Genomic DNA, 25,708 nt, shown 5'->3' on the forward strand with positions numbered 1-25,708 from the left:
GCATGCACCCATGAGCAAGACCCGCAAGATCCATCTCGGCCTTTTCCTGCAAGGTGCCGGCCATCACGTCTCCGGCTGGCGTCATCCTGAGGCGGAAGCCGGCAGCGAGAATTTCGACTTGCTGCGCCGTGTCGCCCGGATCGCCGAGGCTGCGAAGTTCGACATGCTGTTCCTGGCGGACGGCCTGACGAGCGGTGTCGATGCGCATCCCTCGATGATTGCCCGTTTCGAGCCGCTGACGTTGCTTGCCTCGCTCGCAATGGTGACCGAGAAGATCGGCCTTGCCGCGACGGCATCGACCACCTATGGCGAGCCCTATCATCTCGCCCGGGCCTTTGCCTCGATCGATCATCTGAGCCATGGCCGCGCGGCCTGGAACATCGTCACCACCTCCTATGCCCGTACGGCCGCCAACTTCTCCAAAAGCCATCCGGAGCATGACGAGCGCTATGCCGTGGCGGAGGAGTTCGTCGATGTGGTGCGCGGCCTGTGGGACAGCTGGGCCGACGATGCCTTCCCCAAGGATAAGGAGAGCGGCGTCTATGCCGATCCCGCAAAGGTGCGCGTGCTCGACCACAACGGCAAATATTATTCGGTCAAGGGCCCCCTTAATATCCCGCGCTCACCGCAGGGACACCCCGTGCTCATCCAGGCCGGCTCATCCGGGCCGGGCCAGGATCTTGCCGCCCGCACCGCCGATATCGTCTTTACTGCGCAGCAGAGCCTCGACGAGGCGCAAGCCTTTTACAGGAGCCTGAAGGGCAAGATCGCCGGCTTCGGGCGCAGCCCCGACGATGTCGCCGTCATGCCTGGCTTCCTACCCGTCATCGGCAGAACGGCTGCCGAGGCGCGCGAAAAGCTGGATGTCTTGAACCGCTGGACCGACATCAAGAGCGCCATGCCGCTTCTGGAAGAGCGTCTCGGCCATAGCCTCGCAGGGTATGATCTTGATGGCGCGCTGCCCGATCTGCCGATTTCCGACCAGCTGCGCAGCCGCGCCGAGCTGCTGACCGAACTCGCCCGTCGCGAAAAACTGACGATCCGTGAGCTCGCCCTGCGCGTCGCTGCCGGCCGCGGCCATCACATCGTGCTCGGAACGGCCGAGGAAATCGCCGATCGCATGCAGCAATGGTTTGAAAACGGCGCCGCAGACGGTTTCAACGTCATGCCGCCCTTCTTCCCCGGCGGCCTTGAGGATTTTGCCAACGATGTCGTGCCGATCCTGCAGGAGAGAGGTCTCTTCCGTCGGGATTACGAGGGCACGACGCTGCGCGATCATTTGGGCATAGCGCGGCCGGCCTGGGCTTGACGAAGGCCGAGGCCATCAGTCTCGGCTCTCTTTTTCAGGCGTCCATAAGGATGGATCAGGCGTAAAGGCCGAACTGCGCATTGTGCAGCCGCGCATAGGCGCCATGGCGGGCAAGTAGTTCGTCATGTGATCCCTCTTCGACAATGCCGTTATCGCCCATGACGATGATGCGGTCCGCATTTCGGATCGTCGACAACCGATGGGCGACGACCAGCGTCGTGCGTCCCTTCGCAAGTTCCAGCAGCGCCTGCTGGATCGCATATTCGGTCGCGGTATCGAGCGCCGAGGTAGCCTCATCGAGAATAAGGATCGGCGGATCTTTCAGGAAGATGCGGGCAATCGCAAGGCGCTGCTTTTGCCCTCCGGAAAGCTTGACACCGCGCTCGCCCGTCGGCGTATCGAGCCCGGCGGGCAGGGAGCCGACGAATTCGTCAAGCGAAGCGCGTTGCAACGCCTTCATGATGTCTTCGTCGGTGGCGCCGAGCTTTCCATACGCGATGTTCTCGCGAATGGTCGAGCCGAACAGGAAGACGTCCTGCTGTACGATGCCGATCTGGCTGCGCAGCGAAGCCTGGGTCATGTCGCGAATATCGATGCCGTCGATCGCGATGCTGCCGGCCGTGACATCGTAGAAGCGTGGCAGCAGCGAGCAGATCGTCGTCTTGCCGGTGCCGGAGGCGCCGACAAAGGCCACGGTCTCGCCAGCGGCAATCGTCAGGGAGAGATCCTTGAAGATCACAGCCTGATCGGAATAGCCGAAGCCGACATTCTTGTAAGCGATATTGCCTCTCAGATGATCGACCACAATCGCATCCGGCCTGTCGGCAAGATCGGGTTCCGTATCGATCAGCGACAGGAAACGTTTGAAGCCCGCTATGCCCTTGGGATAGGTCTCGATGACCGAGGTAATCTTGTCGATCGGGCGGAAGAAGACGTTGATGAGCAGCAGGAAGCTGACGAAGCCGCCGTAGCTCAGCTCTCCTGAGATGACGAACCAGGTTCCCGCCATCATGACGACGAGCTGAACCAGGCGCGTGCTGAAATAGCTGAGCGCGATGCTTGCCGTCATATAGGCGTAGCCGTCGAGTTTGGTTGCCTTGTAATCCTCATTGTCGCGGGCAAAGAGCTGGCTTTCATATCGCTCATTGGCAAACGCCTTGACGACCCGGATGCCGCCGACCGTCTCCTGCATGCGGCTATTGAAGTTGCCGACTTTGCCGAACAGGCTGCGCGAATTCACCGTCATCTTCGAGCCGTAACGGCTGACCAGCCAGGTCATAAAGGGCACGATGGTCGTTGTCAGCAGCGCGAGCTTCCAATGGACGCTGAACATCAGCAGGAAGGCGCCGATGAAGGTCATGATCGCGATGAACAGGTCCTCGGGACCGTGGTGGGCAATCTCGCCCACCTCCTCGAGATCCTTGGTGACGTGCGTGATCAGATGACCCGTCCGGTTATTGTCGAAATAGCGGAAGGAAAGCTTCTGGATATGATCGAATGCCTGGCGGCGCATATCGGACTCGATCGAGATGCCGAGCGCATGGCCCCAATAATTGACAATCGCCGACAGGCCGGTGCTCGTCGCATAGACGACAAGCAGCAGCGCCGCTGTCGCAAAGATCAGACCCCAGTCGCGGCTCGGAAGCAGTTCATCGACGAAAAGCTTGACCGCCAGCGGAAAGCCGAGTTCCAGCAGGCCGGCAAGCACGGCGCAGCCGAAATCCAGGAAGAACAGCTGCTTGTAGCGGGCATAATAGGAAAAGAAGCGACGAAGCATGAATGCCTCCATGGGCACTGAAGAGGATAGGGGAGACAAGAACGGACTGAGCGGCAGCCCGAATTCGGCATCGCCGTTCAGCGTCAATTGGTGCCGAAATTTCTCATCTGGCGATCCTCCTGCTTGAGTCGCGCGATTTTTATAGTCGACGCATGCAGGCGTGTCACCCCTATAAACGGCGGGGGACGGTCGTGGCATTTGGCTTGCCGCGCGAAGGGAAACAATGCCCGCAATGGACGGATTATGGCTGTCAGGTGATGCCAATGGTGAGATATAAATTCGCGACGAGTTCCGATGGCAGCTTCAATACCGTCAGAATCCTTGAAGCCGTTCAGAACGCCTGATCACATCGATACGTTTCGGCGCACCGGCACGACCTCCGAAGAACTCGCATTTGATCGCCGCAGCGACCGAGGAGAAGCGGATAGCTTCTTCCGCCGCCATTCCCTCTGCAACGGCAAGAGCGAAGGCGCCGTGGAAGATATCGCCGGCGGCAAGCGTATCGACAGCCTTGATGGATATGGTCGGACAGTGCTGGACCTTGCCGGCGCCATCGTCGAACCAGTGACTGCCGGCGGCACCCGCCGTCACGCAGATGAAGGCATGATCGAACCGTTGTTTCAGCCGCTGAGTCATCACGGAAACATCGTTGCTTCCTGTCAGGCGTTCGGCGGCCGGTTCGGAAAAGATGATGTGTGTTGCCTCCGGCGCCAGCTGCTCGATGATGCCGTCGGGCGCGACGTCGCCGTCAAGAATGGCCGGCTTGCCCATGGCGCGCGCCGCCTCCAAAACCCGAAGAGCCAGCGCCGGCCAGCGAACATCGACAAGCACGGCATCGAAGGCGGCGATATCGGCTGGCATGAATTTCTTGATGGTATGGTGCAGTTTCGGATCGTAGAAAGGAACGATCAGCCTTTCGCCGTTATCGTCCACCAGGATCGTCGAGACGGCAGAACGGGCGCCGCCCACGCGCAGCATGCCATCCATATCGATGCCGTCGCCTTTGAGATCGCGAACGATCCGATCGCCGGTCTCGTCCAGGCCGACAGCGCCCCACAGGCTCGCCCTGCCGCCGAGCCGCACGACGGCATAGGCAGCGCTCGACGCCATGCCTTCGGCGATCTGCAGCATCTCGTAAGGCAATACCTTCCCCTGACCTCCCGGAAGGGTACGGACGCGAAAAAGCGTATCGAGAACGGCAGCGCCGACGCACAGGACATGCCTGGGTTGGCCGGGCGGCGGATCGAAGATCGATGGGGCGCTCAAAGCCGCTTTCCGCTCGCCTTGTCGAACAGATGGATGCTGGCCGGGTCGATCCCGATTTCGATCTTGTCGCCGAAGCGGATGTTCAGCCGCTCGCGGAACAGGCAGGAGATGTCTTCGCCGCCGCAGTCGAGCTTGGCATAGATCTCCGAACCCGTGCCCTCGACGATGCCGACTCGGGCCGATAAGCCACCGGTTGCCGCGCGGATATGCTCGGGCCGAATGCCGTAGACGAGCGCGCGCCCGCCATGCTCGGCAGTGGAGAAACCCTCCGGCAGCGGCAGGATGAGGCCCTTGTCGCTGCGGAAGACGCCTTCTTCGATCCTGCCGTCGATGAAGTTCATCGAGGGCGAACCGATAAAGCCGGCGACGAACAGGTTTGCCGGGCGGTCGTAGAGATCGAGCGGTGCGCCGACCTGTTCGATGATGCCGCCGTGAAGCACGACGATCTTGTCGGCCATGGTCATCGCCTCGACCTGATCATGCGTCACATAGATCGTCGTCGTGCCGATGCGCTGATGCATGGATTTGATCTCGCCGCGCATCTGCACACGCAGCTTTGCGTCGAGATTGGAGAGCGGCTCGTCGAACAGGAAGACCTGCGGATCGCGCACCAGCGCACGCCCCATGGCAACGCGTTGGCGCTGGCCGCCGGAAAGCTGGCGCGGCAGGCGCTCCAGCAGGTTCTCCAGGCCGAGGATGGCGGCAGCCTTCTGCACCTTGGCGGCGACTTCCGCCGGGTTTGCCTTCTTCAGCTTCAGCGCGAAGCCCATGTTTTCGGCGACCGTCATATGCGGATAGAGCGCGTAATTCTGGAACACCATGGCAATGTCGCGGTCGCGTGCCGGAAGATGGCTGACTTCGCGGCGGCCGATGTGGATTTCGCCATCGCTGACTTCCTCGAGGCCTGCGATCATCCGCAGCAGCGTGGACTTGCCGCAGCCGGAGGGACCGACAAGGACGACGAACTCGCCATCGGCGATGTCGACGCTGATGTCGAGAATGACCTTCACCTGGCCATAGCGCTTCTGGATATTCTGTATGTTGACGGGTGCCATGAATGTGTTCCTGTCAGAAAGAAAGGGGTGCCATCGTCAGCCGCCCTTGACGGCGCCGGCGGTCAGTCCTGCGATGATCTGGCGTTGCGCGAACATCGTCAGCACCAGGACCGGCAGCGTGACGATCAGGGCCGCGGCCGCAAGCGGCCCCCAGCTCACCTGCTCGAAGGAGAGCATGTTGTAGACGGCGACGGGCAGCGTGCGGGTCTCGCGGCTTGCAAGCACGATGCCGAAGACGAAGTTGTTCCATGAAAAGATGACCGAGAGAATGAAGGCGACGACGATGCCGGGGCGTGCGATCGGTAGTGCGACCAGCCGGAAAACCTGCCAGGGCGTCGCGCCATCGATGCTTGCGGCCTCTTCGAGCTCCATCGGCGTCGTCTCGAAATAACCGATCATGATCCAGACGACGATCGGAACGGTGACGACGAGATGGATGATGATCTGCGGCCAGAGCGTTCCCAAGAGATTGAGCCATTGGAACAGCAGGAACAGCGGAATGAGGAAGGAAAGGCCCGGCGTCATGCGGGCGATCATGATGACGATCGCCGACTTTTCCGCCTTCAGCCGGGCGATGCCATAGCCCGCCGGCACGCCGATGACGAGGGCGAGCAGGGTGGCCGCACCCGTCACCAGAACGGAGTTCCACAGATAGAGGAAGAAGTTGTTTTCCTGGAAGACATTGACGTAGTTCGTCCAGGCAATGCGATCCGGAATGAGGATCGGCGGATAAGCGCCATTGTCGATCTCGTATTTCAACGATAGCGAGATCATCCAGAGGAAGAACAGGACGACTGGTGAAACGACGACCAGGGCCACGAAGAACAGGCCGATACGATTGAGTGTCGAGCGCTTCATGTCAGTTGCCCTCCGCGTCCGTCCACCGCGTGCGCTGGCGGATCATCAGGAGGATGAAGGAGAGCGCGACGATGACGATGAAGAACACCACTGCCATGGCCGAGCCATAGCCAATGTCGTAGTAGGAAAACGCGGTGTTGTAGAGATAGATATTGATCGTTTCGGACGCCGTTCCCGGGCCGCCCTGCGTCATCGCATAGATGATATCGAAGCTCTTGATCGCGTCGATGCTGCGGATGATGACGGCGATCATCAGGAAGGGCGCGATCATCGGCAGCGTCAGGTAGCGGAACTTCTGCCAGGCATTGGCACCGTCGATTTCGGCGCTCTCATAGGGTTCGCGCGGCATGGAGGCGAGACCGCCGAGCACGATCAGCATGACGAGCGGCGTCCACTGCCAGACTTCGACGAGGACGAGCGAGGGTATGACGCTATACTGATTGTAGATCCACTCCTGCGGTCCGATACCCACCATCGACAGAAGATAGTTCAGCACGCCGAGCTGCGGATGGAACATCATCGTCCAGACGAGGGCGACGGCAACGGGCGTTGCCATCATCGGCATCACGAAGATGCCGCGCAGGAAGCCCCGCAACGGAAAATTCGCATCGAAGATCAGTGCGGCCAACGTCCCGAAGAACAAGGGACCGACGACGGAAAGCACGGTGTAGAGCACCGTGTGCCAAAGCGATTCCCAGAAGCGCGCATCGGTCGCCAGCCGGATATAATTGTCCAAGCCGACGAAACTCTGCGATTGGCCGAGCGTCCATTTGTTCACGCTCATCCATAGGGTGAAGACCCAGGGAAAGACGATGACGGCGGCAATCACGATCAGCGCGGGAATGACGAAGGGCCAGTAGTTGGGAGCAAGCCTTTGCGGCTTGCTCCTTCCTTTGGTTGCCTTCGCGGCGGTATCTTCAATGCTCACGGAAGCCATCATCCCTCGCTTCGCGCCAGCACCGGCTCGAACTGGGCAGTTGCCGTCTTCAGTTCGGCCGCCGGATCGGCGCCGCCGATCATGTTCGTCAGCGCGACGCCGTAGATATCGCGAAACTCGGTAACCGGGATGATGACAGGTAGCGCCAGCTGCGAGACCTTGGCGGAGCCGGCGACGGCATCCAGCCAGGCGCCTGGCATTTTCACGCCTTCGCGGACCTTCTGATCCTCCAGAACGGACTGACGGAACGGAACGCCGGCGCCGGCCTGCAGGAGGCGCGCGCCCATGTCGTGCGAGATTGCCCATTGGCAGAAGAGGTAAGCGGCCTCCTTCTTCTGGCTGGCGGCGGTAACGCCGATACCGTCGCCGAAGGTTGCCGCAGCCTGCCCATTCGGCCCCTTCGGCATGATGCCATAGCCGACCTGGCCGACGACGCGGGACTTTTCAGGATTTTCGATCGGCGGCGCGAAGCCGACGCCGTCGAGCCACATGCCGATCTTGCCCTGCAGGAAAGCCGATTGCGCTTCCGCCCAGTTGAAGCCGGAAACGCCGGGAGGTGCCGATTTCGTCATCAGGCGCTGGTAGAGCTTTGCAGCATCCAAGGCCCCTTGCGATTCCGTCTGCAGCTTGCCGTCGGCTGAAAGCGGTGTTGTACCCTCGCCGAGCATGAAGGCCGTCCAGACCGGTGTATTGGCGTTCTTCAGGCCGCGCGCGACAAAGCCGTAAGTGTTGGTCGATTTGTCGGTCAGCGCCTCGGCGGCCTTGACCATGTCCTCGAAGGTCTGCGGATAGGCGAGGCCCTTCTTCTCGAACAGGGTCTTGTTCCAGTAGACGATCCAGTAATCGACCGAGAAGGGCAAGGAGCGCATAACACCAGAGGAATCCTTGGCGAATTTCAGGCCGGCCTCGGCGAAATCGCTTTCCGTCAGCGACGGATCGGTGAGCGACGGATCCTTCATGAAGCCGCTGATATCGGCAAGCCAGCCACCCTTTTCGAACTGGCGCTTCTGGACGTGGTAGCTCAGATGCACGACGTCGAAGCTCGGCTTGCCGGAGCTGAGCTCGATCGTGGTCTTCTGGCGCTGCTGCTGTTCCGGAGTCGCCTCGGCATTGACCTTGATGCCCGTCAGCGCCTCGAACTCGCTTAGATATTTGAGGATCGTCTCGCTGCGCGGGCTCTTGACCAGATTGACTTCGAGCGTCGTGCCGGAAAAGCGCTTCCAGTCGACGGCTGCCGAAGCGGTGCGGACACCGAGAAGGCTTGCCGCGCCGAGTGCGGCGGTGCCGGCCATGAAGCCGCGACGTGTCGGGTTGAAAAATGACGATGACATTGCGTTCCTCCTCCTTTGGCCGAAAATCTCCTCATTCGCGGCCCGTTATCCAAGGTTTTTTACATCTTCAATGCGCGATCCCGTGCTCCGCCGATGTGCGATACGAGAGCGGCAACCGCCTCTTCGGCCGATCGTCGCTGAATGGCCTCAAGCACCTTCAGATGCTCTTCCATGACCGGTCCGACATGGCCGTTGATGCGAAACCTGTCCTGGCTGATCAGCCGCATCTTGATCGAATTGACCCGATAGGCGTTCGAGATGATCGTATTGCCGAGCGCATCGATGAAGGCATCATGCATGCCCCAGTCCACCGATTGCGCGTGAAGCTCGAGTTCCTGCGAGCTGTCGCCGGCCCGGATCGCATCCGCGATATCGCGATGGTCCTTCAAAAGCTTAGCAATCGTCTCATCCGACGCCGAATAGGTGAACAGCGCGACGGCTTCCTTTTCCAGAAAAAGACGGAGCTGGAAGGCCTCGCGGATTAGGTCCAGATCGATATGAGCGATCTGTAGTCCGCGCTGCGGCACCGTCTTGATCAATCCTTCGGCTTCCAGGCGCGGGATCAGTTCGCGGATGGCACCGAGCGTCAGTCCCGTCAGCTCGACCAGCCGCCGCTGCGAGATGAATTGCCCAGGCCGAACGTCGCGCGCCAAGAGATGGCGCGTGAAGCTCTCATAGGCTTTCTCTCTCAACGTCGTCTGTTCGCCTGGTCCGTCCATCGGCAGCTCCGGACTGTTCGGTTAGGCTGCCTCGGCGCGAAACAGCGCACCGAAGGCAGTAAAGAGCGTATCGGAATCTCGGCTGTTCAATGCCACGAGCGGCGGGCGCACGGCAAGCCAGCTGTCGTCCTCGGTCAACCGGGTGAGAATGGCCTTGATCGAGGGGATGACTGGATAGTTCAGCAGCTCTTCGACGAAACGCTCGACATTGGCGTCGTCGATGCCCTTTTCCGCCATGGCCTGGACCTCGCGGGGGAGGAGGTTCGCCATGCCGGAAATGGCTCCCTGTCCGCCGAGGCGCACACCGCGCGCCAGATGCCGTTCATCGCCGATCAGAATGATGAGATCGCCATGCGTCTTCAGCAGTTCCTCGGTATAGGGCCAGTCGCCAGAGGAATCCTTGACGCCGACAACGACATCCGGAAACGCCGTGCGCAGGCGACCCACGAGGGAAATGGAGAGCGGTACCATCGTCACCGAGGGAATATTATAGACGATCACGTCGCGGGCATGCGTGCCGAGCATGGTGAAAACGGCCGAAAACCATTTAAAGAGGCCATCGTCGCTGACGTTCTTGAAGTAGGAGGGCGGGGCAAGAAGAATATTGCGGACGCCCTGCGCCAGTGCCTGCCCAGCTTGAGCTGCCGCATCCTCGGCAGCATCGACGAGCACGCCCATGACGATCTGCTCAGGTGCGATGCCGGCGGCGATCATGGCGGCCAGAACCTGCTTGCGCTCCTGCATGCCGATGGAGGCCCCTTCGCCTGTCGTGCCGAAGAGCGTGACGCTTTTGCAGCCATTGGCCAGACAATGCTTCGCCTGCTCAATCACGCCCGGGATCGCGATCTCACCATCCGCATCAAAGGGCGTTGCCAGGGCGGCCGACAGGCCGAAACTTTCTTTCATCCGATCCTCCCGATCTTGTAGGATCACTGCGTAGCACACTGACATGTTAGTTGTAAAGCGTCGATTCATTTAGTCATGCATAAGGACGCCATGATCGTACAGGGAGCATAATCGGCCGCTGCGACCACGTCCGATGCGGCGCGTGTTGGTTCGCAATGGTTCCGACTGTCAACAGCCAGCGCTATTTCCGCACAGGAACGTAATCGAGCCCGCCATCTATCCGTGAAGGCCGGCCATCGAGGAAGAGTTCACCGATGCGCGGCGCGGAGCGGGCGATGACCTTGCCGCGCTTGATGACGGCGAGGCGATTGGGCTTCAGGCGCAGCGCCTCCAGCGTGTCGATGGCCTGCAACACGACGAAATCGGCATTGCAGCCCTTTTCCAGGCCATAGCCTTCAAGGCCGAGCGCCTTGGCGGAGTTGACGGTGAGCGCATCGAAGATCTTCTTCTTGTCTTCGATGCCGGCCATCTGTGCGACATGGATGGCCATATGGCCGACCTCAAGCATGTCGCCCGAGCCCATCGAATACCAGGGGTCCATCACGCAATCATGGCCGAAGGAGACGTTGAGCCCGGCATCCATCAGTTCGCGCACGCGCGTCATGCCGCGTCGCTTGGGATAAGTGTCGTGCCGGCCCTGCAGCATGATGTTGATCAGCGGGTTGGGAATGACGTTGATCCTTGCTTCCGCCATGAGGGGGATGAGCTTGGAGACGTAGTAATTGTCCATCGAATGCATCGAGGTCAGGTGCGAGCCGGCAACGCGGCCCTGCAGCCCGAAACGAATGGTTTCTGCCGCCAACGTTTCGATGTGGCGCGACATCGGATCGTCGGTTTCGTCGCAATGCATGTCGACGGGAAGGCCGCGATCGGCGGCGATCCTGCAGAGCGCCTCGACGGAGGCTCTGCCCTCATCCATCGTGCGCTCGAAATGCGGAATGCCGCCGACGATATCGACGCCCATGTCGAGTGCGCGTGAGAGGGAAGCCACGCCGTCTTTGGCGCGATAATAGCCATCCTGCGGGAAGGCGACAAGCTGCAAGTCGATATAGGGCTTGACCCTGTCCTTCACCTCCAGAAGCGCCTCGGCCGTCACCAGCTTAGGATCGGAAGTGTCGACATGGCTACGGATGAACAGCAGTCCTTGTGTGACGGCGAGATCGCAATAGCGTAGCGCGCGCTCGACAAGCTCCTCCTTCGTCACGATCGGGCGCAATTCCCCCCAAAGTGCGATGCCCTCCAGAAGCGTGCCTGATATATTCATGCGTGGCAGGCCAAGCGAAAGCGTCGCGTCCATATGGAAATGCGGGTCGACGAAGGGCGGGCTCACCAGCCGGTCGGTCGCATCGATCTCTTCCTTCGCCTCCGCGGCGATCGAGGCTTCGATTGCTGCGATCTTGCCATCCTTGACCGCGATGTCGATGCGCTTGCGACCATCGGGCAGATTGGCATTGCGAATGATCAGATCGAACATGAACGGCTCCTCGGATTATCTTTCGCCACGGCGATAGGGTTGCATCAGCGCCTGCGGCACGCGGGCGCGCCTGCTCATGACGGCAAGGGCAACAATGGACAGAATGTATGGCGTCATCAGAAAGAGCTGATAGGGCACACCCTGCACCGCTGTTTGCAGGCGCAATTGGAAAGCGTCGAAGAAGGCAAAGAGCAGGGCGCCGAACAGCGCTCGACCCGGCCGCCAGGACGAAAAGACGACGAGCGCGATGCATATCCAGCCGCGGCCCTGCACCATCGTCGGAAAGAAACTGTTGAAGGCGGAAAGCGTCAGGAAGGCGCCGCCCATGCCCATCAGAGCACTGCCGGCGATGATGGCGCCATAGCGGATCCTCGTCGGGTTAAGGCCCTGCGCCTCGGCCGCATGCGGATTTTCACCCGTCATGCGGATCGCAAGTCCGACCGGCGTGCGGAAGATGAGATAGGCCATGACCAGTGCCGCCAGGATCGCGAGATAGGTCGGGGCGGTCTGCGTGAAGAGAGCCGGGCCGATGAAGGGCAGGGTGGAAAGCCCGGGGATCGCGATCGGCTGGAACGGCGTGATGGTCGGCGGTGTTCCGGCAACCGGAACGATCAGCCGGAAGACGTAGTAACTGAAGCTGGATGCAAAAAGCGTCACGCCGAGGCCGGAGACATGCTGCGACAGGCCAAGCGTCACTGTCAGGGCCGAATGCAGAAGCCCGAAAATACCGCCAGCGATTGCCGCAATCAGAAGACCGGTCCATAAATCCGCGCCATGATAGACGGAGAGCCAGCCGATCATCGCGCCAAAGGTCATGATGCCCTCGATGCCGAGATTGAGAACGCCGGCGCGTTCACAAAGAAGCGCGCCGAGCGTGCCGAAGATCAAGGGTGTCGCAATCCGCAGCACGGCGGCCCAAAGCCCGGCCGATGCAATGATGTCGACCAGCGTGTTCATCGGCGGATCCTGTATTGCGTGAAGAACAAGGCGATCAGCATGGTCAGTAGCGACAGGGCGACCGTGACGTCGGCAATATACGTGGGAATGCCGAGGCTGCGGCTCATGCCATCGGCGCCGACGAACATCGTGGCGGTGAAGATCGCCGCAAGGACGACGCCGAGCGGGTTGAGGTTTGCAAGCATGGCGACGACGATGCCGGCATAGCCGAACCCGGGGGACAGATCGGTCGTGACGTAACCTTTGACACCCATCACTTCGATCGCGCCGGCAAGGCCGGCAAGCCCACCCGAAAGACAGGCGACCTTGACGAGCGTCGAGCCAAGGCGAACGCCGGCAAAGACAGCGCCTGACGGGTTGAGACCTGCCGCCCGCGACTGCATGCCGAAAACGGTGCGCGACTGAACGAAATAGACGAGCGCCGCAATGACGATCGCAATTGCAAAACCGATATGAAGGCGCGATCGCGCAATCAGCTTGGGCAGCATGGCGTGATCCCCAAGTGCCTGGGATTGCGGCCAGCCGAATGCCGTGGGGTCCTTCAGCACGCCGTCGATCAGCATGGAGACGAAGAGAACGGCGATGAAATTCAGGATGAGGCTGGTGACGACTTCGTCGACGGAAAAGCGCAGCCGCAGCCACAGCGGCACGAGGATCAGGACCATGCCGGCAATAGCGCCGATCACCATCAATAGCGGAATGAGGATCGGGCCGGGCAGGCCGGCGAGCATTTTCGACCCGAAGCCCGCAACGGCAATGGCACCGAAATAGAATTGCCCCTCGGCGCCGATATTCCACAGGCGGGCGCGAAAGGCGACTGCGGCGGCCAATCCCGTCAGGATCAATGGCGTCGCGCGAGTCAGCGTCTCCGTTGCCGAAAGCCTGGAGCCGAAGGCTCCAAGCAGAATCCGGCGATAGGCTTCCAGGACAGGTGCGCCGGCAATCGCGATCAGGATGCCGGCGAGCGCGAGTGCTGCGATGATTGCAAGCAGGGGAGCCAGGGCCATCATGTAGAGTGGGCGGTGTTCGCGCCGTTCAAATCGCATGTTCTGTCCCGCTCTTGTCTTTCCATTCTCCGGCCATCATCAGTCCCAGCAGGCGCGCATCGGCCTCGCCGGCATCGATCGGGGCCGAAAGCCGGCCGCCGACGATGGCCTGGATGCGATCGGCCAGGGCAATCACTTCATCCAGATCCTCCGAAATCAACAGGACGGCGGTGCCTTGCCGGCGCGCTTCCAGAATACGCCCGTGAACGGCGGCGACGGCGCCTTCGTCCAATCCGCGCGCTGGCTGCGCGGCGATCAGGATGCGTGGTCGCTCATGGAGATTGCGGCCGAGGATCAGCTTCTGCATGTTGCCGCCCGATAATAGCCGGGTGCGTGTCGCAGCACCGCCGCCGCGCACGTCGAATGCCTCGATGATCTCCTGCGCAAAGGCCATGCCGGCCTTTTTATCGACGAGGCCATGCTTCGAATAGGAAGACAGGCGCTCGAGCACGGCATTTTCCCAGATCGCCATTTCGCCGATCGCACCATCACGGTTTCGGTCTTCCGGGATGCGTCCGATGCCGGCATCGATGACCGCGGCAACGTCGAGATCGCCGACGGGCTTGCCGAACAGAAGAAGTTCGCCGGATGAGCGGTTCGACATGCCGGACAGGATTTGCCCCAAGGTCGCCTGGCCGTTGCCCGATACGCCGATGATCCCCAGAACCTCGCCTGCCCGGACATGGAAGCTGATCTTTTTCAGCCGTTCGACGCCACCGTTCTTGACGGTGATATCGCGAGCTTCGAGCACGATGTCGCCCGGCTTCGACGTTTCGCGAGTTGGGCGCGTGACACGATGTCCGACCATCAACTCGGCAAGCTCGGCCTTGCTGGTCTGAGATGCCTGTCTTTCGGCCGCGACCTTGCCGCCGCGCAGGACGACAATACGATCGGCCGTGGCCATGACTTCATCGAGCTTGTGCGAGATGAAGATCAAAGACAGGCCTTGTGCTGCCATCTGCTTCAACGTCGAAAAGAGCTTTTCCGCCTCGATCTGGGTCAGAACGGCGGTCGGCTCGTCGAGGATCAGGATGCGCGCATCATTGTAGAGTGCCTTGAGGATCTCCACCCGCTGCTGCTCACCGACGGAGAGATCACCAAGGCGCGCATCGGGGTCGACCTTCAGGCCGAAACGCTCGGAGATCGCCAGGAGCTTGTTGCGGGCCGCACCCGTTTGAGACTTGAGTGACCAAAGCCCTTCGGTACCCGTCATAATATTCTCGAGTACCGTCAGGTTCGGCGCCAACGAGAAATGCTGATGCACCATGCCGACGCCGGCCCGGATCGCTGCGCGCGGCTTGCCCTGCGGCAGTTCCATATTGCCGATCAGGATGCGGCCGCTATCGGGCACATAGTGCCCGAAGAGGATACTCATCAGCGTCGTCTTGCCAGCGCCGTTTTCTCCGAGCAGGGCAACGATTTCGCCCTTTGCCAAGGACAGCGAGATATCGTCATTGGCAATCGTGCTGCCGAAGCGTTTGCTGACACCTTCAATGGAAAGGACAGGAATGGTCATGCCGGAAAGCCTGCAATCGGGAAGCGATGCTGCCAACGTTGCTCGGCCTCGAGCACGGATGCAAGCTGCAGCAACAGCTTATCCTCACCCATGGGTGCCATCAGCTGGACCGGCAGCGGCAATCCCTCTCCATCTTCGCCGAAGGGAAGTGTGATGGCCGGAAAACCGGAAATATTGGCGAGCGCGGCAAGAGGGGCAAAGGACGTCATGCGTTCGAGGTGCAATTCCGTGTCCGAATGATCCGTCGGAAAGGACCCGATGGGCGGTGGTGCAGAGGCGAGCATCGGCATGACGACGACATCGACCCTGTCGAAGACATCCCACAGAATACGGCTTGCCCTGACGGCGCCATTGAGGGAGTTCCAAAGGGCGGTTGCCGGCATGGCGTGTCCGCGCATGATGAAGGCTTGCGTCATCGTCTCTGCAAGGCGCGTGTCCAGTTCGAGATCGTCAATCAGGCTGGCGATATTGACGGAAATGATATCGCCAAAGGCACGGGCGCTGGCTTGAACGGCACTTTCCACCTCACCCCAACGGATGGATACCAGTTCGTTTCCCTGGCTTTCGAGGAAACTGGCCGCTGCTTCCACCGCTTGGGCCCGATCTGGTTCGATTGCGTAACGCTGGCCGGTGTCTGCAAGGAGTCCGACGCGAAGCTTACCGGTCTTGGCCGGGAGTTGAGCGATATCCGCGAACGGTCCTCGCGTTCGACCTCGCACGACATCGAATATCCGTGCGGTATCGCGTACCGAGCGGGTGACGGCCAATTCGCTCGCGATGCCGCCGAGATGATTGCCGAAGGAGGGGCCGGCGGGCACGGCGCCGCGTGTCAGCTTCAGTCCGACAAGGCCGCAGCAAGCGGCCGGCACGCGGATCGAGCCGCCCGCATCCGTCGCATGCGCGATCGCAACGATACCGGCGGCGACTGCGGCCGCCGCACCGCCCGAAGAGCCGCCGGCGGTTCTGTCTTGGTCCAGGGGATTTCGGCAGATCGGGCCGATTGCCGGTTCGGATGCGAGTGAGAAGCCGAATTCCGGGCTGGTGCTCAAGCCGAAGGCGCAAAGGCCACCGTCGCGAAAGCGGCCAGCCAAATCGCTATCTGCTCCTTCACCCGTGCGGGCGAACAGGCGCGAGCCAGCGGTCACCGGTAGCCCCGGGAAGGGGCCGCCGAGATCCTTGGCAACCGTCGGCACGCCTGCGAATGGCCGCAGCGCAAAGCGCTCTGGATATTCCGATGCCTCCTGATCCAAGACTTGCGCTGCGGCAAGTCCCGCCTCTGGATTTAGATAGGTAATGGCGCCAAGCTCATCCTGCTTGGCGCAGGCGGCAAGCGCTGCCTGCATGGCATCCACACAGGTAAGCTTGCCGGACTTGATCGCGCCAGTAAGCTCCGTGGCATCGGCGAATGATGGGCTGGTCATGATCGACCGAAGGATTACTTCGGTTGATCCGCTACCTTCGGCACTTCGAAGGTGCCGGCCTTGATGTCGGCACGAACCTTCTCCATTGCAGCTTCGGCCTCTGCCGGTGCGACGCCTTTCACATAGACGATGTCGCTGCCGCCTTCCTTCATCAGGCCGTAGGCCGTGTAGTTGCGGCCAACCGGCTTGCCGGCGGCGACATCGGCGATCGCCGCATTGAGAATGGGGCGGAAGTACCACATGGCATTGGCAAAGACGGTTTCGGGATAGCGCGGTGTATAATCGATCAGCGATCCCACCGACTTGATGTGGCGCTCCTTGGCGGCATCGGCCGTGCCGATCCGCTCACCGAAGAGAATGTCGGCGCCGGCATCGATCTGCGCGAGACCGGCTTCGCGTGCCTTTGGAGGATCGAAGAAGGTTCCGATGAAGGAGACGAGATGCTTGCAATCCGGATTGACCGCTTTGACGCCCGCGGCAAAGGCATTGATCAGCATATTGACCTCTGGGATCGGGATTGCTCCAACGGAGCCGACGACGTTCGACTTGGTCATCTTACCCGCCAGCATGCCGGCGAGATAGGCGCCGTCATAGTTCCAGGTGCCGAAGACACCGAAATTGCTGCCGGCTGCTTCGCCGCTGGAGCCGAGAACGAAGGCGGTATCCGGATAATCGGCGGCGACCTGACGCGCTTCCTTCTCCACGGCATAGGCTTCGCCGATGATCAGCTTGTTGCCCTGTTCGGCATATTCGCGCATGGCGCGCGGATAGTCCGTGCCGGAAACGCCCTCGGAAAAGACGTATTCGATAACGCCTTCCTTGGCCGCGTCCTGGAGCGCCTTGTGAAGACAGGAGTTCCAGGCGTTTTCGACCGGCGAGGCATGGATGCCCGCCACCTTGAGGGGTGCGGCAGCGCGTGCGGCCGGCGCCAGCGCGCTGACGCCAAGGGCAATGCCGGAGGCTATGACGGCACGGCGTGACAGTATGATTTCATTGGTCATTTTTCAGTTCCCCTGCTTTTTGATCATTTGGTAAAAACCATAGAAGGGGGCTAAAAAAGTGTCAAGCAACAGGCATGCTCAAATAATATGCGAAAGCGCCCCCATGCTTGCTCGTCACATATATTGATAGACAGTCCGTGCGGCCGTTATTCGATCGTCCTGCAGGCCATCGCCGGTTGTTGCTTGGCGCCATACAAATTGGCTCTACGCTGAGGATTCCTGACCAAAAGAGCCGATCCGGCGTGGCAATCGATAAAATCTGCTGATACAACTGTATTCTTCATTAACTAGCTCACTTCACTCAATGTTTTGGATTTCGTGCGATAACGGAACCAAAGGGTAGGGTGATCCATGCAAGAGCTTCCAGTTTCGTCAAAAATCATTAAATCCGTTTTCTTCCGCCCCGATGATGGGCGGCTTTACATCCGCTTTAAGAACGGCGAGGAGCGTCAGTTTACCGGCGTTCCGCAGAAGGCCGCAATTGCCATGGTGAAGGCACCTTCACCGGGCCAGCACTATATCGAGCATATCCGCACCCAGTTCGAACGCGTGGCTTGAGACGAGAGTTCAGAGCCGGCTGTCTTGCCTTGAAGACGCCGGCTGACTTGTTGCTCTCCGGCCACAAGCTCCATAGGCGATGGCCAGGCTTATCCATCAATGCATTGATAAACGAAGAGTTGCGCTATCTACATCGATCAGAACCATCTCCCAGGGAGGACGCGGCGTGATTGATGAAAAGCAACTTATATCCAAGATCACCTGGAGGCTCATGCCCTTCCTCGGGATCCTTTATCTGATTGCCTATATCGATCGCCAGAATGTCAGTTATGCAAAGCTGCAGATGGTCGGCGATCTCGGCATGAGCGAATATGCTTATGGTCTCGGCGCCTCGCTGTTCTTTATCGGTTATTTCATCTTCGAAGTACCGAGCAACCTGCTTCTCGACAGGTTCGGAGCGAGCAGATGGTTCGCGCGCATTCTGATATCCTGGGGCGCGGTGACGGTCGCGCTCGCCTATACGCAGAATGCCACCATGTTCTATATTCTCCGCTTCCTGCTCGGCGCCTGCGAGGCGGGCTTCTTCCCCGGCGTACTCTATCTGCTGACCCTTTGGTATCCTTCGGCCTATCGCGGCACCATGGTCGGGCTCTTCATGATCTTCAGCGCCTTTGCCAATGCGATCGGCGCGCCGCTCGGCGGCGTGCTGCTGGATCTCAATGGACTTTATGGTATTGCCGGCTGGCAATGGGTCTTCCTGGTGACTGGCATTCCCGCGATCATTGCCGGTTTCGTCACCCTGTTCTATCTGCCGGATCTGCCTGCCAAGGCGACCTTTCTCGACGACGCGGAAAAGACCTGGCTTGAAGATCGGCTCGCGGTCGAAAATTCGGCCATGGAGCAAAATGCCGCCGACGGCTTCAAGGCGCTTGTCAATCCGCGCGTGCTGTTGATGGCGCTTTGCTATATCGGCTTTCCGCTGGCCGCCTATGGGCTCAGCTATTGGCTGCCGACCATTGTCAAGAATTTCGGTGTGAGCAACACAACGAACGGTTTTCTCAACATCATTCCCTGGCTTCTGGTCGCGATCGCCCTTTACGCCGTGCCGGCAGCGGCGGACAAGGCCGAATCGAAAACGCCCTACATCGTCATCCCTGCCTTGATCGGTGCCATAAGCCTGGTCTTATCCGCCGTCATTCCCGATCATACGCTGCAATTTGCTTTCCTCTGCATTGCGGCCGCCGGCATCTTCGCCGGCCAGCCGGTCTTCTGGAGCCTGCCGTCGCGCTTCCTTCAGGGCGCTGGCGCCGCAGCCGGCCTTGCCGCGATCAATTCCGTTGGCAATCTTGGCGGCTTCATCGCCCAGAACGTCGTCCCGTGGATCAAGGATTCCACCGGAAGCACGATAGCGCCGATGTTCTTCCTTGCCGCTTGCCTGCTGGCTGCCGCGCTGCTTGTTTTCATCATCGGGCGCATGGTGCCACGCACGCCGCGGCGGGACGGTCTTGGTGCTCCAAATGCGGCCGGCATGAAGTGATTGCGATTATTCAAGCAAGAGCATCCTTCAAATGAGAGGGCGGCCTGACGGCCGTCCTGATTTCTCGCGCGGCTGCTGGCACCATCATCATGGAAATGCCGATACGACGGGCTGCCACCCGTCGCCATCGCATCCCTCTGGCGCAGCGGCAAGACCATATTACGCTCCCAGATAATTACAGGAGTTGACAGATTTTTACAGATTTAGTAGCTCTGACGCACGGGAAATGCGCTATGCCTTATCGCTAGTCGGCCTTCACAAAGGATGATGATGAAACTCTCCGTCGCCAACGATTCCGGTGCAGGCGCGACGCGCTTCGGCGACATCATCTATGAGAGGATTGTCGCGATGATCGCCGACGGACAGTTTGCGGTGAACGAAAGATTGCCGGCGGAAGCCAGGCTCGCGGAGATGTTCGGTGCGTCGCGGCCTGTCGTGCGTGATGCGCTGGAGCGGCTGCGTGCCGATGGCTTGATCGTGTCGCGCAAAGGGTCCGGTTCCTATGTGCGCCAAAGGCCGGATTCCTCAGTCCTGAAAATGGTGCCCGTAGGATCGCTCGCCGACGTCCAGCGCTTTTTCGAATTTCGAGCGGGGCTCGAGGCGGAAGCCGCCGAGCTAGCGGCACGCAACTGGCAGGCTGATGACAAGGAACGGATCACCGCAGCGCTTCAAAAGATCGAACAGTGTCTTCGCGAGGGCCGGCTCGGCGCGGAAGAGGATCAGGAATTGCACGATGCGATTGCGATCGCCACCGGCAACCAGTTCCATGTCACCGCCCGCGAATTGTTCAGGCCGCACTTCGCCATCGGTCATTCGGTGACACGCAGCCTCAGTCTCAAGCGGACTCCGGAGCAGATCCGCAGTGTGCAGGATGAGCATGCGGTGATCGTTCAGGCGATCTTTGCGCGGCAGGATGCCGAAGCGCATGACGCCATGAAACGACACATCTTGAATGCACGCGCCCGCATGTTCAAAGGCGTCTAGAATATTGAATGAGATAAGGCGAGGCGATCTACTTTTTGAAGCTTCCCGCTTGCGCCTCGATGGATGACGAAGGGTAGGAATATGAGCATCGAAACCATGCGGCGGGCGCTGACTGGCGTATCTGGCGTTCCGGTCACGGCCTATGATGCAAATGGCGAAGTGGAACCGCGCATGACCGCTCAGGTCTACCAGCGCGTGGCAGCGGCCGGCATCTACAACATCGTCGCGGCAGGCAATACCGGTGAGTTCTATGCGCTGACGCCTGAAGAAATCCGCCGCGTCCACGAAGCTGCGATAAAGGGCGTCGATGGCAAGGCACCGGTGACGGCGGCAATCGGCCGTTCCCTGCGCGAGGCGATCCAGATGGCCAGGGATGCCGCCTCGATCGGCGCTTCCGCCGTCATGTCGCATCAGCCGGTGGATCCGTTTGCCGCACCCGCTTCTCAGATCGACTATTTCCGCGATCTTGCGGAAGCATCGCCCCTGCCGCTCGTCGCCTATGTCCGTGCCGAAGGTTTCAGCGTCGACGACATGGTTCGCTTGGCCGGCCACGGCAATATTGCCGGCATCAAGTTCGCGACGACGGATCTGATGCTGCTTTCGCGGGCGATCGCCGCCTCCGATCCGAATGGCGCGCTGTTCGTCTGTGGCCTGGCCGAAAGCTGGGCTCCGTCATTTGCAGCCGCCGGTGCACGCGGCTTCACCTCCGGCCTCGTCAATGTCGCACCAAAGCTTTCGCTTGCCGTTCTCGATGCCTTGGCAAAGGGGGACTTTGCTGCTGCCCGTGCGATCGTCAGCACGCTCGAGCCTTTCGAGCGTATGCGCACGAAGTTTCGCAGCGGCGCCAATGTCACGGTCGTCAAGGAAGCGGTCACTTTCTCCGGCCTGAATGTCGGCCCCGTTCGTGTTCCGGGGTTGCCAAGCCTCGATCAGAAGGATCGCGAGGAACTGTTTGCCCTGCTTCGTACCTGGCGGGAAGCAGGCGAGCTTTCTACCAGCTGACTCGCGGCATCGGCACAACCGCTGGCGGCGGGAATGCGCGCGACATACACTCATGCTGATTTGATGAGTGATGCTGCCTCGAGACGCATTCCGTCAACGTCTCACGCCGGCGGCCGCGGTTAGGGCGCGTGCACCGTAAACTGTAGGTAGGCTGCAAGGCTGATGGCGGACAGCGCCACAATGGCGACCGGATGGGAGAGGCTCTTGCTGATGGCCGCAAGCGTCAGGCCGAGCAGGATGATAGCGCCTCCCAGCAGAAGCCCTTTGTCGGCGATAGACAGTGCAAGGGCGGAGAGGCTCACCGCGGCTGCGACCATCGTGACCGGCATCTGGTTTTGCAGACCTTCGCCGCCGCTCGTAAATGTGAGCAGGAACCTGTTCCAGCTCAAACCGAGGGAAATGCTCAAAAGCAGCGGTAGAAGAATGGGCAGCATGAATATCGTCTCTTGCAGTGGGCGATGAAAGAGACGCAATTCATGTGCCAACGACTGCAGGCGGCGATCCGTCCGGCCCAAACGTCATGCCGGCATGAATGGTTGCCCGTTTGGGCGGCGATCTGCCGTTCCGTTCAGCACTCCGGCAGGACTGACGGGCTCAAAATCCCATATGATCAGGGATCACCGACAGCGCGCTCCGTTTTGCGTGATGATGACATCCATCGGAATATCGTGATGAAGCGGATGGATGGTTTCGATCCTCTGCGATTCGAAGCCGACCCCGATGGTCAGCGGCTTGCGATCGAGGGCGGCAAGGGTTCTGTCAAAAAATCCGCCTCCATAGCCAAGACGGAAGCAATGTGGATCGAAACCGACCAGAGGTGCAATGACGATATCCGGAACGGCTTGCCTGCCGCCGGCCGGAACCGGAATGTTCCATACTCCGCGTTCAAGTCGCTCCCCCATTCTCCACGAGCGGAATATCAAGGGTTTCGCCTTGGCGACGACAACAGGCAGCAGACACACGGCGCCACGAGCTGTTGCGGCCGCCATCCATCCCCGGAGGTCCGGCTCTCCGAGAAACGGCCAAAACAGGCTGATATGTTTATCGGCGATGTCGGGAATGACCTGATCGAGATGGGCTGCAATCGAACGCGTATATTCCTCGCGCTCTGCCACCGGCAGGGCTTTCCGATCGTCGATCAGCCTTTGCCGCTCCGCTTTTCGCCACGCAGAGATATCCAGGATTCGGTTCTCGCTTGATGGGATGCCGCTATAAGCCGGGTCGACGTCGTGCAGCATACAGGCGGGAGATGCGTATTCACGAGATTCTTCGTCCGGTTGATGTCGATCTGATTTTACCATCCGCTCCTTAACGCTCCGTCCCACTCGATATCGAAACATGCTTGAGCTATGAGAATGATTTTTATATAGGGAATGATAGGGCAGCTTAATTCCTGAATCGAGATCTTTTCATTGGACCTCTCATCGATCGAGATATTCCTGGCCGTCGCCAGTGATCGCAGCGTGACAAAGGCTGCGAAGGCTGTCGGTCGCGTGCCATCGAACGTGACGACACGCATCCAGCAGCTGGAGGAGGATCTGGGCGTCCTGCTCTTCAGCCGCGACGGCAAGAAGATGACGCTGACGAAAGAAGGCGAGACGTTCCAGATCTATGCCAATCGACTTGCCGCACTGGCGCTTGAAGCGCGCCAAGCGGTCAGGCCCGTGCTTCCATCGGGCACATTGCGGGTCGGAACGATGGAAAGCACGGCTGCAAGCCGGCTGCCCGCGGCGCTCAGCCAATTCAATCGCATGTGGCCGAATGTATCGCTCCAACTGACCCTTGGCGCCTCGCGTGACCTTGCCCGGGATGTTCTGAATGACGTTCTGGACTGCGCGCTGATCGCCTTGCCGCCAAAACCCATGCTGGATGACGATGCGGGTTTTGGGGCCGAGCTCAGACAACTCGAGGCCGCACCGGTCTTTGTCGAGGATCTGTTGCTGCTGTTGCCGTCCGGGCATTCCTCAATCCGGTCGGCCGCCGACCTGCGGGTCGGATCGATTGCGGCCCTGGAACCCGGATGCACCTATCGGCGGATTGCCGAGAGCTGGGCGCGCAAATCGAGCACCTTGCCGACGACGGAACTCGGCTCCTATCATGCCATCCTGGCAAGTGTGGCGACCGGCAATGCTGCCGGTGTCATACCGAAATCGGTCCTTGATCTCATGCACTGGCCGATGACATCAGCGACACATCAACTGGCCGCGGTCGACACGATGCTTATTTTCCGCAAAAATGATCGCCCGAGCGCCTTCAATGCGTTTCATGAGGTCCTTAGCGCCACCAGGGGCAAGGGCTCTCGACTGGTGCCGAACTAATCAAATTCTGTCGCCCAGCCACGAAATACGCTTCCGGAAAACTGGTTTCATCATGCAGCATCAAGAGTCTCAAAAGGCCGGATCCAACCGGTTCCGCTTGTTTTCGCCGATCCTTGCCGGAGCAACCTTACGCGAGCGATTGATTGCCTGCCTCGGCGCTTTGATCGGTATCGGTCTTACCGGCGTCATCAGCGGTTATCTTTTCGGGCAGGGGCCGCATCTTCCGCTTATCGTCGCCCCGATGGGGGCGTCCGCGGTGCTGCTTTTTGCGGTTCCGGCAAGCCCGCTTGCCCAGCCCTGGTCGATCATCGGCGGCAACACCATTTCCGCCATGATGGGTATCATTGCAGCCTATTTCATCCGTGATCCGATCATCGCGATCGGGGTCGGTGTCTCGCTTGCGATCGGGGCGATGTCGTTTACGCGATGCCTGCATCCGCCGGGCGGCGCGGCTGCCTTGACCGCCGTTCTCGGCGGGCCGGTGGTTGCCGGCTGGGGCTTCCTGTTTCCTTTCGTGCCGGTCGCCCTGAATTCCTGCATACTCGTCGGCCTCGGGCTGGTGTTTCACAAACTCTCCGGGCGGAATTATCCGCATGTGGTCGCAAAGCCGGCCGAAAACATCCATCAGACACGCGATCTGCCGCCGCCCTTGCGGGTGGGCTTTCGCGAGGAGGACGTCGATGCAGCCCTGGACGAGCTCGACGAGACCTTCGACATCGATCGGGCAGACCTCGGCCGCCTCCTGCGGCAGGTCGAATTGCAGGCGGCGGTACGATCGCATGGCGACATAAGCTGCGCCGATATCATGTCGCGCGATGTCATCGCCATCAGCGAGGATGCCGAGCCGGATCATGCACGGCATCTTCTCCTGAAGCACAACATCCGCACCTTGCCGGTGAAGGACCGGGAAGGCCGCCTGATCGGCACGGTCGGCCTTCGCGAACTTTCGGAAAGTTCGGATACTATCATAGGTTCCGCATCGAAACCGGCCGTGGCAGATGCCGCGGATCCCGCCTTGTCGCTGTTGCCCGTTCTGACGGATGGTCGCACGCATGCGGTCATCGTCGTCGATGCCGACTGGCGCGTCCTTGGCCTGATATCGCAGACGGATCTTTTGAGTGCCATGGCCCGGCTTCTGCCGACCAGGGGCACTCCAGCGCAAGTGGTCGCATGAAGTAGACGAGAAAGTTTTGGGCGAGCAGCTTTTGAAGCGTTTTCGCGTAACCTTCGGACGCGTCTATCGGAGGTGGACGCCTTCGATGCGTGCTAAATTTCCATTTAAAGAATGACAATTATAAATCATTCTCCATTATTGAAGATGATTGCGGATCCGAAGAATGGGCAGGAATATGTTCGTCGAGCGCGCACAAAATGGAGACTTCATCGTCGATTCCTTCGAGATCGCCGAACGTTTCGGGCTATCGCTCAGCGAGTTCCGCCGCTACATGCAGCGCGGTGCGATCTCCTCTTGCGTCGAGGTGGGCACGGCGGATCATCAAGGCACCAGGCGCCTGTCCCTGCGACTTGGCAACCGGATATGGCGGGCTGTTCTGGACGACGATAACAGGGTTCGGCACGAGGAGATGACATTTCTGCATATGGGTGCGCGACCGCCGGCCCCTTGACGCAACCGCAGCCTGGATCGAAATCCTACGGGCCTTCCCACAGGATCGCTCCGTCACGGACGAATGTTGCGCTGCTTTAGCACTACTTTGGCAGAATTGAATTTGGGGTCATTAGGAACCTGATACGGCAGTGAGGACATCGTTGTGGTGGATGGTGGTTTGAGAGCGCGG

Annotated in this window: 24 protein-coding genes; 8 read left to right on the forward strand and 16 right to left on the reverse strand. The window is 60.2% G+C overall.

Features of this window, described 5'->3' with window-relative positions:
• Positions 1-10 precede the first annotated feature (10 nt).
• Positions 11-1,309, forward strand: coding sequence for an LLM class flavin-dependent oxidoreductase (locus FHT84_RS29680; protein WP_112345153.1), 1,299 nt, complete (start codon positions 11-13; stop codon positions 1,307-1,309).
• 55 nt (positions 1,310-1,364) lie between these two features.
• Here FHT84_RS29680 and FHT84_RS29685 read toward each other — a convergent pair whose 3' ends face one another.
• The 14 genes from FHT84_RS29685 to FHT84_RS29750 all read right to left on the reverse strand — a co-directional run bounded on the left by FHT84_RS29685 (position 1,365) and on the right by FHT84_RS29750 (position 17,573).
• Positions 1,365-3,086 carry an ABC transporter ATP-binding protein gene (locus FHT84_RS29685; RefSeq protein ID WP_112345231.1) on the reverse strand — a complete coding sequence of 574 codons (1,722 nt, stop codon included), beginning with the start codon at positions 3,084-3,086 and terminating at the stop codon, positions 1,365-1,367.
• 312 nt (positions 3,087-3,398) lie between these two features.
• Positions 3,399-4,352, reverse strand: coding sequence for a sugar kinase (locus tag FHT84_RS29690; RefSeq protein WP_112345152.1), 954 nt, complete (start codon positions 4,350-4,352; stop codon positions 3,399-3,401).
• Positions 4,349-5,407 carry a sn-glycerol-3-phosphate ABC transporter ATP-binding protein UgpC gene (gene ugpC, locus FHT84_RS29695; RefSeq protein ID WP_112345151.1) on the reverse strand — a complete coding sequence of 353 codons (1,059 nt, stop codon included), beginning with the start codon at positions 5,405-5,407 and terminating at the stop codon, positions 4,349-4,351. Before ugpC ends, FHT84_RS29690 begins: the two co-directional genes overlap by 4 nt.
• A gap of 36 nt (positions 5,408-5,443) precedes the next feature.
• Positions 5,444-6,265, reverse strand: coding sequence for a carbohydrate ABC transporter permease (locus tag FHT84_RS29700; protein WP_112345150.1), 822 nt, complete (start codon positions 6,263-6,265; stop codon positions 5,444-5,446).
• A gap of 1 nt (position 6,266) precedes the next feature.
• On the reverse strand, positions 6,267-7,202 hold the full coding sequence (locus FHT84_RS29705; RefSeq protein ID WP_112345230.1) for a sugar ABC transporter permease: 936 nt from the start codon (positions 7,200-7,202) through the stop codon (positions 6,267-6,269).
• Positions 7,202-8,533: a sugar ABC transporter substrate-binding protein gene (locus FHT84_RS29710; RefSeq protein ID WP_112345149.1), complete on the reverse strand. Its 1,332-nt coding sequence runs from the start codon at positions 8,531-8,533 to the stop codon at positions 7,202-7,204. Before FHT84_RS29710 ends, FHT84_RS29705 begins: the two co-directional genes overlap by 1 nt.
• Positions 8,534-8,592: 59 nt before the next feature.
• A complete protein-coding gene (locus tag FHT84_RS29715) occupies positions 8,593-9,252 on the reverse strand; it encodes a GntR family transcriptional regulator (protein WP_112345148.1) in 660 nt (219 codons plus the stop codon).
• 21 nt (positions 9,253-9,273) lie between these two features.
• Complete coding sequence (locus tag FHT84_RS29720; RefSeq protein WP_112345147.1) at positions 9,274-10,158, reverse strand: dihydrodipicolinate synthase family protein; 885 nt, start codon at positions 10,156-10,158, stop codon at positions 9,274-9,276.
• 181 nt (positions 10,159-10,339) lie between these two features.
• A complete protein-coding gene (locus FHT84_RS29725; RefSeq protein WP_112345146.1) occupies positions 10,340-11,632 on the reverse strand; it encodes an amidohydrolase family protein in 1,293 nt (430 codons plus the stop codon).
• Between the two features lie 15 nt (positions 11,633-11,647).
• The gene (locus FHT84_RS29730) at positions 11,648-12,589 is read right to left on the reverse strand and encodes an ABC transporter permease (RefSeq protein ID WP_112345145.1); all 942 of its coding nucleotides are present in this window, start codon (positions 12,587-12,589) and stop codon (positions 11,648-11,650) included.
• Positions 12,586-13,635 (reverse strand): ABC transporter permease, encoded by a 1,050-nt coding sequence (locus FHT84_RS29735; protein ID WP_112345144.1) that lies wholly within the window; start codon positions 13,633-13,635, stop codon positions 12,586-12,588. The genes FHT84_RS29730 and FHT84_RS29735 overlap by 4 nt, the downstream gene beginning before the upstream one ends.
• On the reverse strand, positions 13,625-15,151 hold the full coding sequence (locus FHT84_RS29740) for an ABC transporter ATP-binding protein (RefSeq protein ID WP_112345143.1): 1,527 nt from the start codon (positions 15,149-15,151) through the stop codon (positions 13,625-13,627). The genes FHT84_RS29735 and FHT84_RS29740 overlap by 11 nt, the downstream gene beginning before the upstream one ends.
• A complete protein-coding gene (locus tag FHT84_RS29745; RefSeq protein ID WP_112345142.1) occupies positions 15,148-16,572 on the reverse strand; it encodes an amidase in 1,425 nt (474 codons plus the stop codon). Before FHT84_RS29745 ends, FHT84_RS29740 begins: the two co-directional genes overlap by 4 nt.
• 14 nt (positions 16,573-16,586) lie before the next feature.
• Positions 16,587-17,573 (reverse strand): BMP family protein, encoded by a 987-nt coding sequence (locus tag FHT84_RS29750; RefSeq protein ID WP_112345141.1) that lies wholly within the window; start codon positions 17,571-17,573, stop codon positions 16,587-16,589.
• A gap of 351 nt (positions 17,574-17,924) precedes the next feature.
• Between FHT84_RS29750 and FHT84_RS29755 the strand changes: the two genes are divergently transcribed.
• From FHT84_RS29755 to FHT84_RS29770, 4 genes are all read left to right on the forward strand, one after another.
• Positions 17,925-18,131 carry a KTSC domain-containing protein gene (locus FHT84_RS29755; protein ID WP_112345140.1) on the forward strand — a complete coding sequence of 69 codons (207 nt, stop codon included), beginning with the start codon at positions 17,925-17,927 and terminating at the stop codon, positions 18,129-18,131.
• Positions 18,132-18,297: 166 nt separating this feature from the next.
• Positions 18,298-19,608 carry an MFS transporter gene (locus FHT84_RS29760; protein ID WP_112345139.1) on the forward strand — a complete coding sequence of 437 codons (1,311 nt, stop codon included), beginning with the start codon at positions 18,298-18,300 and terminating at the stop codon, positions 19,606-19,608.
• Between the two features lie 270 nt (positions 19,609-19,878).
• A complete protein-coding gene (locus FHT84_RS29765) occupies positions 19,879-20,592 on the forward strand; it encodes a FadR/GntR family transcriptional regulator (protein ID WP_112345229.1) in 714 nt (237 codons plus the stop codon).
• Between the two features lie 81 nt (positions 20,593-20,673).
• On the forward strand, positions 20,674-21,594 hold the full coding sequence (locus FHT84_RS29770) for a dihydrodipicolinate synthase family protein (RefSeq protein WP_112345138.1): 921 nt from the start codon (positions 20,674-20,676) through the stop codon (positions 21,592-21,594).
• A 119-nt stretch (positions 21,595-21,713) separates the two neighbouring features.
• Here FHT84_RS29770 and FHT84_RS29775 read toward each other — a convergent pair whose 3' ends face one another.
• Together FHT84_RS29775 and FHT84_RS29780 are read right to left on the reverse strand one after the other, a co-directional pair.
• Complete coding sequence (locus tag FHT84_RS29775) at positions 21,714-22,028, reverse strand: hypothetical protein (RefSeq protein ID WP_145644276.1); 315 nt, start codon at positions 22,026-22,028, stop codon at positions 21,714-21,716.
• A gap of 183 nt (positions 22,029-22,211) precedes the next feature.
• On the reverse strand, positions 22,212-22,934 hold the full coding sequence (locus FHT84_RS29780) for a 5-formyltetrahydrofolate cyclo-ligase (protein ID WP_348647388.1): 723 nt from the start codon (positions 22,932-22,934) through the stop codon (positions 22,212-22,214).
• Between the two features lie 72 nt (positions 22,935-23,006).
• Between FHT84_RS29780 and FHT84_RS29785 the strand changes: the two genes are divergently transcribed.
• The 3 genes from FHT84_RS29785 (at position 23,007) to FHT84_RS29795 (ending at position 25,537) form a co-directional block, all read left to right on the forward strand.
• Positions 23,007-23,912, forward strand: a complete 906-nt coding sequence (locus FHT84_RS29785) for a LysR family transcriptional regulator (protein ID WP_112345135.1) — start codon at positions 23,007-23,009, stop codon at positions 23,910-23,912.
• Positions 23,913-23,964: 52 nt separating this feature from the next.
• The gene (locus tag FHT84_RS29790) at positions 23,965-25,086 is read left to right on the forward strand and encodes an HPP family protein (RefSeq protein ID WP_113250291.1); all 1,122 of its coding nucleotides are present in this window, start codon (positions 23,965-23,967) and stop codon (positions 25,084-25,086) included.
• Between the two features lie 175 nt (positions 25,087-25,261).
• Positions 25,262-25,537, forward strand: coding sequence for a DUF6522 family protein (locus tag FHT84_RS29795; protein WP_112345133.1), 276 nt, complete (start codon positions 25,262-25,264; stop codon positions 25,535-25,537).
• Positions 25,538-25,708 lie beyond the last annotated feature (171 nt).

The organism is Rhizobium sp. BK289 (assembly GCF_014193575.1).
Taxonomy (GTDB): Bacteria; Pseudomonadota; Alphaproteobacteria; order Rhizobiales; family Rhizobiaceae; genus Rhizobium; species Rhizobium tropici_C.